The 11,729-nt window shown below is 38.7% G+C and carries 7 protein-coding genes; 4 read left to right on the top strand and 3 right to left on the bottom strand.

The window, feature by feature from the left end:
* Positions 1-10: 10 nt before the first annotated feature.
* From DSM03_RS12760 to DSM03_RS12745, 4 genes are all read left to right on the top strand, one after another.
* Complete coding sequence (locus DSM03_RS12760; RefSeq protein ID WP_128761978.1) at positions 11-2,194, top strand: GH92 family glycosyl hydrolase; 2,184 nt, start codon at positions 11-13, stop codon at positions 2,192-2,194.
* A 19-nt stretch (positions 2,195-2,213) separates the two neighbouring features.
* A complete protein-coding gene (locus DSM03_RS12755; RefSeq protein ID WP_128761979.1) occupies positions 2,214-4,154 on the top strand; it encodes a glycoside hydrolase family 97 protein in 1,941 nt (646 codons plus the stop codon).
* Positions 4,155-4,219: 65 nt separating this feature from the next.
* Positions 4,220-5,029 carry an alpha/beta hydrolase gene (locus DSM03_RS12750; protein WP_128761980.1) on the top strand — a complete coding sequence of 270 codons (810 nt, stop codon included), beginning with the start codon at positions 4,220-4,222 and terminating at the stop codon, positions 5,027-5,029.
* A 149-nt stretch (positions 5,030-5,178) separates the two neighbouring features.
* The gene (locus DSM03_RS12745; RefSeq protein ID WP_236638885.1) at positions 5,179-6,321 is read left to right on the top strand and encodes an ROK family protein; all 1,143 of its coding nucleotides are present in this window, start codon (positions 5,179-5,181) and stop codon (positions 6,319-6,321) included.
* Between the two features lie 54 nt (positions 6,322-6,375).
* Here DSM03_RS12745 and DSM03_RS12740 read toward each other — a convergent pair whose 3' ends face one another.
* The 3 genes from DSM03_RS12740 to DSM03_RS12730 are packed head-to-tail and all read right to left on the bottom strand — an operon-like array spanning position 6,376 to position 11,705.
* A complete protein-coding gene (locus tag DSM03_RS12740; protein ID WP_128761981.1) occupies positions 6,376-7,068 on the bottom strand; it encodes an SGNH/GDSL hydrolase family protein in 693 nt (230 codons plus the stop codon).
* Between the two features lie 4 nt (positions 7,069-7,072).
* On the bottom strand, positions 7,073-9,388 hold the full coding sequence (locus tag DSM03_RS12735) for a GH92 family glycosyl hydrolase (RefSeq protein WP_128761982.1): 2,316 nt from the start codon (positions 9,386-9,388) through the stop codon (positions 7,073-7,075).
* A 25-nt stretch (positions 9,389-9,413) separates the two neighbouring features.
* On the bottom strand, positions 9,414-11,705 hold the full coding sequence (locus tag DSM03_RS12730) for a GH92 family glycosyl hydrolase (RefSeq protein ID WP_128761983.1): 2,292 nt from the start codon (positions 11,703-11,705) through the stop codon (positions 9,414-9,416).
* Positions 11,706-11,729: the final 24 nt, after the last annotated feature.

Raw genomic sequence — 11,729 nt, 5'->3', positions numbered from 1 at the left:
TAAAAGGTAGATGAAACAAAACGCCAGCGCCTTCCATTTAAAATTATTATGTTGTTTTGTACTTACTTTATCAAGTGCAAAACAGCTTTTAATTGCTCAACAACAAAAAGCATATGTAGAGAACCCTGTTACCTACGTAAATCCTTTTCACGGTACCGCACCACTTACAGATCCTGATTTTATAGGTTATACTCCACCAGACGGCTGGCGGGTATGGGCAGGATTAACCTATCCCGGTTCAACGCTTCCCAATGCGATGGTGCAGCTGAGTCCCATCACTCAGTATGGAAGTGGCGCAGGATACGAGTATGAGGATACCGAAATTTTAGGGTTTACACATACCAATAAGGGGCACTGGAATTTATGCCACATTCCTATTTTACCCATTGCTGAAAATGCTTCGGCACCTTTTAGATCTTCCTTTAATAAGGAGACAGAAAAAGCTTCTCCTGCTTATTATAAAGTTTTTTTAAAAGATTATGGTGTAGAGGTTGAAATCACTTCTACACTGCGGGCAGGGTTTCATAGATATACCTTTGATGATAATGAAGCTCATACCATCCTTTTTGATTTAGGCCATACCAATCACCGGGTTGACGAGTGGCAGATTAGACAAACAAGCCAAAATACCTTAGAAGGGTTTCAGAGAACGGGAGGCGATAAAATTTATTTTTCGGCAGTGTTAAATGAAGATGTCGGTGAGCTGTTAACGGTTAATCCCGGTGAGTCTAATGGTTATGCAATGCTAAAATTGCACGCTAAAAACAAGCCGGTAACTTTAAAAATCGGATTGTCTTTTGTGAGCACAGCAAATGCTAAAGAAAATCTTCAGCAGGAAATAGGAGAAAAGAATTTTGAAGAGGTCAAGAGTTTGGGTGAGAACATCTGGGATGAGGTTTTATCAAGAATTCAGATTTCCGGCGGAAGCCAAAAAGAGAAAGAACTTTTTTACTCTTCCTTATATCGCAGTATGCAATGGCCGGCTTTGCGAAGTGATATAAACGGAGATTTTACAGATGCTGAAGGAAAAGTTCAGAATAAAGGATTCAGGTATTATACAAATCCGTCACTTTGGGATACTTACCGCAACAAGTTGGTTTTACTCAGTTTGCTTGCACCCCAAGTTACCGGAGATATCATTCAATCGTTGATTGATAAAGGCGAGCATAACGGTTTTATGCCTACATTCTTTCATGGGGATCATGCGGCTCCTTTTATTACTCAGGCTTACGGAAAAGGAATCAAAAACTTTGACGAAAAAAAGGCCTATGAGCTACTGCTGAATAATGCATACAAAGAGGGAGGAACGCGGCCCCACATTAAAGAATATATTGAGAAGGGTTTTATATCAGATCCAGACGTTAAAAGTCCTAACACCGAAACCAAAGCTAATGCGGGAGTTTCAAAAACCTTAGAATATGCACTTGATGATTACAGTTTATCGCTTTTAGCTGAAGCTTTAGGGGATCAGCAACACGCAGCAGAATTAGCCAAGCGCTCTAAAAATTATAAGAATGTATTTGACCCTAAGACGCATTTTATGCGGGGTAAGCTGCAAGATGGATCGTTCATAAATCCTTTTGATTCAGAATATCCTTATTACGAGTATATGTATCGGGAGGCAAACGCGTGGCAGCTTTCATTCTATGTACCACACGATATGCCGGGTCTTGTAGATTTATATGAAAACAACGCTGCTTTTGAAGCAAAGCTTGATTCTTTGTTTTCACTGCCATGGAATCCCAACCATATAGCTAGGAATGTTAGTGGATTTCTAGGGCAATATTGCCACGGAAATCAGCCCGATCACGAGGCACCTTTTGCTTATTATTTTATCGATAAACCTGAAAAATCACAAAACATTATAGATACCCTTCTTAAAGATTATTATGGCGTTGGAACGACCGGTTTAGCCTTTAGCGGAATGGACGATGCCGGTGAAATGAGTGCGTGGTATGTTTTTGCAGCTTCGGGATTGTACCCGCTATCACCTGCAGATAATGAATATCTTGTGAGCCTTCCTATCTTTGATCATGTAAAGTGGAATTTGGGAAGAAATTCTTTAGAAGTATCAAAAGAAGGAACATCAAGAAAACTAAAGGAAATAGAATATAATGGATTGCCTGTTGATGGATATTTCTTAAGTCAGGAACAACTTATACAAGGTGGTAAACTAATTTTAAAAACGCAGTAAATTAAATATATCAAGAACTATGAAGCATACATTAGTATTATTAGTCAGTTTATTTTTTATTAATACAATTACTGCGCAAAGCTATAAAGTAGTTTCTCCTAAAGGTGATTTAGAACTATCCATTTCGATTGGAGATGCGATTTCATATTCCGTTAAAAAAAGAGGTACTACTGTTTTAGAGAATAACACGTTAGCATTAACTATTTCTGGCCGCAAACTTGGGGAAATGCCTAAAGTGAAAAGCAGTAAAAAAACAAGTGCTCGTGAAGAATCACAACCTGCAGTTCCTTTAAAATTTAGTGTTCTTAACTATCAATATAAAGGGATACGCATCAATTTTAAAGGAGATTATTCGGTAGAATTCAGAGTTTTTGATGAAGGAGTTGCTTATCGATTTATAACAGATTTTAAAGGAGCTATTGAGGTGAAATCTGAAGATTTTACGGTAAATCTAGCCGAAGAATTTACAGCACATTTACAGCAGACCCCTTCGTTCAAAACCTCTTATGAGTACCCGTATTCACATATTAAAACATCAGAGTTTAAAGCAGGTTCTAATAAATCTACACTTCCGGTGTTGCTTGAAAGCAATGCCATTAAAGTCTTGATTTCGGAATCTGATTTGACAGATTATCCTGCAATGTTTTTAAATACCGAAAAGCCCAATACACTTTCAGGAGAATTTCCTTTATATCCGCTAGAGTTTGGTGATGACGGTGACCGGAGTGTAAAGATTTTAAAGAGAGCTGATTATATTGCAAAAACCTCGGGAAAACGCTCGTTTCCGTGGCGCTACTTTTTAATCACCTCAACTGACGGCGACATATTGACAAATACCCTCACAACTAAATTAGCGCAGCCTAATGCGTTAGGAGATTTAGATTGGTTAAAACCGGGACAAGTAAGTTGGGAGTGGTGGAACGGAGCTTCTCCTTATCACGTAGATTTTAAAGCCGGTTTTAATGAAGAGACCTACAAATACTTTATTGATTTTGCTTCAAAATTTGAGATTCCCTATATCATTATGGATGAAGGCTGGGCAAAGTCTACTACAGACCCGTATACACCTAATCCAACTATTGATCTTTTTGCATTGATAGATTATGCAAAAGAGCGCGATGTAAAGATTGTTTTATGGCTTACCTGGTTAACAGTAGAGAATAATTTTGAGCTTTTTGAAAAATTCCAAGAATGGGGAATCGCTGGTGTTAAAATTGATTTTATGGATCGAAGCGATCAATGGATGGTTAATTATTACGAGCGTGTTGCTAAAGAAGCGGCAAAACATCAACTCTTTGTAGACTTTCACGGCTCATTTAAACCGGCTGGCTTAGAGATCAAATATCCTAATATTCTTTCGTATGAAGGGGTTTTAGGACTTGAGCAGATGGAACGCGCAACAACAGACAACAGTCTTTACCTTCCTTTTATACGCAACGCAGTAGGACCTATGGATTTTACACCGGGTGCGATGATTAATATGCAACCAGAAGCATATTACAGCAGAAGACCCAACTCTGCAGGAATGGGAACCAGAGCCTATCAAATGGCATTGTTTGTAGTTTTTGAAAGCGGACTACAAATGCTTGCAGATAACCCTACCAATTATTACCGAGGAAAGGAGTGTACTAACTTCATAACGGATGTGCCTACGACTTGGGATGAGACTGTTATTCTAGACGCAAAAATTGGGGAGTATGTTTTAGTTGCAAAGCGAAAGGGAGATACCTGGTATGCTGGTGGAATTACCAATGGAAACGAAAGTGAAAGAGCGTTTACATTATCACTTGATTTTTTGACTAAGGGAGAAACTTACATGATGAATTCTTTTGAAGACGGTATAAATGCCGGAAGACAAGCAATGGATTATAAATTGAACAAAGCTGATGTTGATGTGACTGATACAATTACCATTAAATTAGTGAGAAATGGAGGATGGGCAGCATCCTTTAAAAAATAATCGAGATTTTAAAGTTTAGTATTCAGTAAAGTTTTGATCAGTCAAAATTTGATAAACACAAAAAAATGATAAAAGTAAGACTGGTAGGCCTATTCTTTTTGCTTATTACTTCCATTGGTTTAAGTCAGGAACTAACTTATAAAACTGTTGAAAACATCAGTTATTACCCGGATACTTCAGGCTTAAGCGATTATCAAAAAGCTCAGTGTCGCTTAGATATCTATTATCCGGAAGGCAAAAAGGACGTACCGGTAATTGTATGGTTTCACGGAGGTGGTTTAACCGGTGGCGGTAAGGAAATTCCGCAAGCTTTAAAAGAAAAGGGATATTGCATAGTAGGAGTAGGGTACAGACTTTCTCCTAAAGTCAAAGCTGCTACCTGCATAGAAGATGCTACTGCTGCAGTTGCTTGGACTTTTAAAAATATAGCAGACTTTAACGGTGATCCAGATTCTATTTTTGTGAGTGGTCATTCAGCTGGTGGATATCTTGCGTTGATGACGGTTATGGATAAAAGCCGACTTGATAAATATGATATCGATGCAAACGATGTTGCGGGTTTGGTTCCGTTTAGTGGGCATACTATAACCCATTTTACCATTAGATCAGAACGAGGTATTCCCGGAGAGCAGCCTATTATAGATGAATTTGCACCCCTATATTTTGTACGTAATGATGTACCACCTACACTATTAATTACAGGAGATCGTGAACTGGAAATGCTGGGCAGATATGAAGAAAATGCTTATTTCTATAGAATGATGAAGGTAGCTGGTCAAGAAAATATTACTCAATACGAGATGCAAGGCTATGGTCATAATATGACACATCCCGCTTTTCCGCTGTTAATCAATTTTGTACAGGAACATAATTAATTTCTTAAATATCGAATTTGTAAGGAATAAAGAAGGTCAAATTATTATTAAATATTATAGGATTAAATTTAGTAAAACCTTTTAGTTGCTTTATTTTTGCACGTTAACGGAAGGGTATTATTAAAGGTTTTTAGAGTACCATACGAGACATGAAAAACATTTACGAAGATAAACGGATTGTAATGACGCTTGATGCGGGAGGAACAAACTTTGTTTTCTCAGCTTTGCAATCTGGAGAAGAAATTATAACGCCAATTACCTTGGCATCTAATTCTGATAATTTAGAAGTTTGTTTACATACTATAATTGAAGGTTTTCAGGAGGTAAAAAAATCGCTTAATACAATGGAGCCCGAAGCGATAAGTTTTGCATTTCCCGGGCCTGCAGATTACAAAAATGGAATTATAGGAGACTTAGTAAATCTACCTGCTTTTAGAGGAGGTGTGGCTTTGGGACCTATGCTCGAAGAAATTTTTGGTATTCCTACGCTTATAAATAATGATGGAGATCTTTTTGCTTATGGCGAGGCCGTTGGTGGGTTGTTACCTACTATAAACAAGTCACTGGCAGAATCTGGTTTATCACGCAGATATAAAAGTCTTATCGGGATTACGTTAGGTACCGGTTATGGCGGTGGTATTGTGGTTAATAATCAGGTTTGTTTGGGTGATAATTCCGCTGCTGGCGAAATCTGGCTTACACGAAACTTTATTAAACCTAAAACTGTGGTCGAAGAAAGTGTAAGTATCAGAGCGATTCAGCGTGTTTATACAGAACAGTCAGGAGATAGCACAGTTCTTTCTCCAAAAGATATATTTAAAATAGCTTGTGGAGATGCTGAAGGAAACAAAAAAGCTGCAATCGCGGCTTTTGAAGAAATGGCTGTTGCTGTTGCAGAATCCTTGGCTAATGTGATTGCATTAATAGATGCTCCCGTTGTTATTGGTGGTGGGATTGCAGGTGCTTCCCGTTTTATTATTTCTAAAATTATTGAGCATTTATCAGGGTCTATTTATGATCTTGAAGGTAATGCTATGCCACGAGTAATTTCAGGTGTTTATAACATTGACGATCCTAAAGATTTAGCAGACTTTTTATCAGATTCAGAAACTGAAGTTAATATACCATTCAGCTCTAAAAAAGCGTCGTATAATAAAGAAAAGCGTGTAGCAATTGGCATTAGTAAATTAGGTACAAGTACAGCGGTTTGCTTTGGGGCTTATGCACTGGCTCTTGATTTTCTAGACAAGACCAATTTATATGAAGCGGTTGAACAAATCGGATCAAACTAAATAAAAAAAGCCTGCTCAATTGAGCAGGCTTTTTTATTTTATACTTGTTGAGAATTAATTTCCAAGCGATTTTTTAAGAGCTTCTAAAGCTAACGGCTCCATAACTTTGTAACCCGCTTCAGTAGGATGCACTCCGTCTTCAGAAAGGTTTTTAGGTAAACCGTTTTCTTCATTAGCCATTTTTGAAAAATAATCGAGATAGACAAGTCCTTTTCCTTCACAATAATACTTAAGCATTGTGTTGATTTTAAGAATAGGAGCAACAGATTCTACTTTTGGCTTCCACGGATATTTTGCGGCAGGAAGAATAGAAGAGACAATCACTTTTATCCCATTTGCCTCAGCGAGTTCTGCCATCGAAATAATGTTATCTACAATTTGCTCATTAGTCATTGGGCCGGTGTTTCCTGCAATATCATTAGTGCCGGCCAAGATTACCACAGCTACTGGATCTAAGTCAATCACGTCTTGTCTGAAGCGCAACAGCATTTGTGGAGTAGTTTGCCCACTAATCCCGCGACCAATAAAATTATTCTTCGTAAAAAAATCTGGGTTGCTATTGACCCAACCTTCGGTGATAGAATTGCCCATGAAGACCACGCGGTCTTCTTTGGCATTAGTAGTATCTATCTGTGCATTAGCTTCTGCATATCGCTTTAAATTAGGCCAGTCTTGAGCCTTTAAATTAAAAACAGAACCCCATACCATAAAAAAGACACATGTCGAAAGTTGGACAATTTTTTTCATAAAATTAGTTATAAAGTTTTTTGTTTGGTTTTTTGCTCATGTAAAAGGTAAGCTTTCCTCCGTTCATAACCTGATCGTGCGTAATAAATGGCTTGTTAAGAGCTTTTCCGTTAAGGTCTACCTTACTCACATAAACATTCTTAGCAGATTGATTTTTTGCTTCGATCTCAAAAGTGTTTCCGTTATCCAGATTCAGGGTTGCTTCTTTTACTGCAGGGCTACCCAATGCATAATCTACAGAACCCGGAGCAACAGGATAAAAACCTAAACTGCTGAATAAGTACCAGGCGCTCATCTGACCAAAATCATCATTACCACTTAAGCCGTCTGAACCGGTCATATATTTTTGATCTAAAATCATTCTGATTTTATCCTGAGCTTTATATGCATCGTTTGTCCAGTTATAAAGGTAAGCAACGTGGTGAGACGGCTCGTTACCGTGTACATAGTTCCCTATGATACCTTCCCGAGAAATATCTTCAGTATTTTCAAAGTATTTATCAGGTAGTTCCATTGTAAATAATGAATCTAAATGCGTGCTGAATTTTTCTTTTCCGCCCATTAATTCGATCATTCCGGCAGGATCGTGAGGTACATATAAACTGTAATTCCAGCTATTGCCTTCAATAAAGCCTTGTCCGTGGGTATTTAACGCATCAAAATCTTTTTTAAACGTACCATCACTTAATTTAGGACGCATAAAACCAATTGATTTATCGTAAACATTTTTCCAATACGAAGAACGCTTAATAAATTCCGTATAGATTTCTTCCCTGCCTAGTTTTTTAGCAGCCTGAGCAATTGCCCAGTCATCATACGCGTATTCTAAAGTTTTAGATACCGAAGCACCATTTTTATCTTCAGGAACATAACCGCGATCTATATACTCACCAATTCCGTCAAAATAACGTGTTCTCGCAGTTTGTACACAAGCATCTAAAGCCGCATTCTGATCAAAATCAGCATTTCCTTTTACAATCGCATCAGCAATTACTGAAGCACTGTGGTAACCAATCATACACCAGTTTTCATTGGCATAATGTGACCAGATAGGAAGCATGTGATGTACACTTTGTTCCTGATGCACCATCATAGACTGCACCATATCCTGATTGCGTTGTGGTTGCAAAATATTAAATAAAGGGTGTAGTGCTCGGTAAGTGTCCCAAAGCGAGAAACTGGTGTAATTGGTAAAGCCGTCTGCTTCGTGAACATTTCGGTCAAGCCCCATATATTTGCCATCAACATCCATATAAACGGTAGGTCCTAAAAAAGCATGATACATTGCTGTATACAGGTTTACTTTGTCAGATTCTTCTAAAGTTTCAACAGTAACTTTTTGTAATTCTTTATTCCAACTGTTGCGGGCTTGTTGCTTTACTGTATCAAAATCCCAACCGGGAACTTCTGCTTCCATATTTTTTAGAGCACCTTGAGTACTTACGGGGGATAAAGCCATCTTCACCTGAATTGCTTCATTTTCTTCGGTATCAAAATCGAAAAACAAGCGTAAATCATTACCGGCCATTTGAGGAAAATTATGCTCCTGATCAAAGCGTCCCCAGAATCCGCGATAGACTTGGCCTTTTTGTTTTTCCTGACCGTAGCTTTTAAAAGCTTTACTGAAAGTCATTGCAAAATAGACCTTACGTGTACGCGCCCAACCACTGGTTTGACGGTAACCGGTTATGGTTGAGTCATTTTCAACACGAACAATCGTCCAGACATTCTTTTCATCATAATTATAAATCCCGGCTTTGAGATCGAGAATGATGTGTGACTCCTCACTTTTAGGAAACGTATATTGGTGTACACCCACTCGGGTAGTAGCGGTCAACTCTGCTTTAACGCCATAATCTTTTAAGTTTACGCTATAGTAACCGGCTTCAGCATTTTCTTCATCGTGAGAAAAACGTGAGCGGTAACCGCTATCCGGATTCGCTTCGGTGCCCGGATTAAGCTGTAATTTACCAACAGTTGGCATGACTAAGAAATCACCAAGATCTGAATGTCCTGTACCACTAAAATGCGTATGACTAAAACCTACTATTGTAGAATCTTCATATTGGTATCCCGCACAATATTTATAAACATCAGGATTATATCTGCCGTTAACGCCATACGGAATCGTATCTGTGTCAGGGCTTAGTTGAACACTGCCGAAGGGAACGGTAGCACCGGGATACGTGTGTCCCATTTTTGCAGTACCTATCATCGGGTCTACATATTTTGCAAGGTCTTCTTGTGCCTGGGTGTTAAAAACACCAGCCGCAAGTAAACTTGCGGCGGTGCATAAACTCTTTAATGTAATTCGTATCATGTATTAAATGTCTCTGGTTCTTTTATTATTCGTTTGAAAGAGAATATGGGTATGCAGATTTTTCTGTTCCACGCGATTTATTAGGTTCATCACTCATCTCAAAATCTATTGTAGCCCCCTTAAGCAACTCTTTATGGCTCAGCCAGTTTTTATCATAGGTTTTGCCATCTACTTTCATAGATTGAATATAGCGGTTTTTATCGCTGTTATCTGGTGCGTTGATAACAACTTCTTTACCGTTCTCAAGCTTTAACGTCATTTTTTTGAAGAGTGGAGCGCCCAGAACATACTGGTCTGTTGCAGGAGCAACCGGATAAAAGCCCATTGCAGAGAATACATACCAGGCAGAAGTTTGTCCGTTATCTTCATCACCGCAATACCCATCTGGTGTTGCCATATACATACGGTCCATAGTTTCACGAGCCCAATACTGCGTTTTCCAAGGAGCACCAGCATAGTTATAAAGATAGATCATATGTTGTATAGGCTGGTTACCGTGTGCATACTGTCCCATATCTGCAATTTGCATTTCACGTATTTCGTGAATCACACCACCATAAACGCTTTCATCAAAAATTGGAGGCATAGAAAAAACAGAATCTAATTTCTTAACAAAATCTTTCTCTCCACCCATTAAATCAACTAATCCCTGAACATCATGAAAAACAGACCAGCTATAATGCCAGCTGTTTCCTTCTGTAAAGGGATTACCCCATCTAAACGGGTTGAAATCTTCTTGCCAGCTACCGTCTTGATTTTTACCGCGCATCAGTCCGTAGCTTGGATCAAAAAGATTCTTATAGTTCATACTACGCTCTTTGTACTTTTTGATTTCTTTTTTAGGCTTACCAATTGCTTTACCAAATTGGTAAATAGCAAAGTCATCATAAGCATATTCAAGCGTTCTGGCAGCACTTTCATTGATGTCCACATCGTAAGGCACATAACCCAACTCATTGTAATATGGAGCTCCAGCACGACCAACAGCACTCATAGGTCCTTCATTGTTAGCACCGTTTACAAGAGCCTCCCATAATGTTTCGGTATCATAACCTCTTAAACCTTTAATATAAGCATCTGCAACGACTGATGCAGAGTTGTTACCCACCATAATATTAGCATAACCGGGGCTAGACCATTCTGGTAGCCAGCCACCTTCTTTAAAGTCATTAGCAAGACCTGCCTGCATTTCCTTATTTATCGAAGGATATGCGAGATTTAAGAACGGATATAAAGCTCGGAATGTATCCCAAAATCCGGTGCCGGCAAACATATATCCAGGTAGAATTTCTCCGTTATACGGGCTCCAGTGTACGATCTCATCTTTCTCATTAATCTCGTATAATTTATTTGGAAAGAACAAAGTTCTGTACAAGCATGAGTAGAATGTTCTAACCTGATCTATAGTACCCCCACCTACGTCAATTCGGCCTAATTTTTCATTCCAAAGGTCACGGGCATTTTGCTTAGTTGTCTCAAAGTCTGCATCACCGATCTCTCGGTCTAAATTCAATTCTGCCTGATCAAAGCTTATAAAAGAAGAAGCTACTTTTGCGGTTACTACTGCACCGTCTTTGGTATCAAAACCTACTAAAGCTCCCGCATGATTGCCTTCCATTTCAGCTTGTCCTACGATAAGGGAGTCACCTTCCCAGGTATTTACATCTTTAAAAGGTTTATCAAATTTAATTACAAAATAATTCTTGAAATTTGTGAGTTTACCACGGGCGTACTTAGTAGTATAGCCAATGATTTTATTCTCTTCAGGAATTACTTTTACGTAAGATCCTTTATCAAAAGGGTCTATAACTACATACGAGCTGTCTGCCTTAGGAAAGGTCATTTTAAATTGAGCAGCGCGTTCAGTAGGTGTAAGTTCTACCGTCACATCGTGATCTGCTAAATAAACTTTGTAATAGTATGGAGTAGATTCTTCCGCTTTATGAGAAAACCAACTTGCACGATCATCTTGATTAAATTTCATTCCTCCGGTTACAGGCATTAATGCAAACTGACCATAGTCATTCATCCAAGGTGAAGGTTGGTGGGTTTGTTTAAAGCCGCGTATTTTATCTGCATTATAAGTGTACGCCCAGCCATGTCCCATAGTACCGGTTTGGGGAGTCCATAAATTCATCCCCCAGGGTACAGCAACCGCAGGGTAAGTGTTCCCGTTAGATAATGCCGGGCTGGAGTCTGTTCCCATTAATGGATTTACATAATCAACAGGATTTTGTATAGCTGTGATAAGATCATCTTGTGCGTTTGCTGTTGTAAGCATCAAGCCGGTACACAATCCTAAAATTAGTTTTTTCATAAGAGTGAATTTGCAATTAACAAG

It is taken from the genome of Leeuwenhoekiella aestuarii (assembly GCF_004104055.1).
Classification (GTDB): Bacteria; Bacteroidota; Bacteroidia; order Flavobacteriales; family Flavobacteriaceae; genus Leeuwenhoekiella; species Leeuwenhoekiella aestuarii.
Note: the sequence above shows the minus strand (reverse complement) of the source record. Positions and strands in the feature narration are given on the sequence as shown.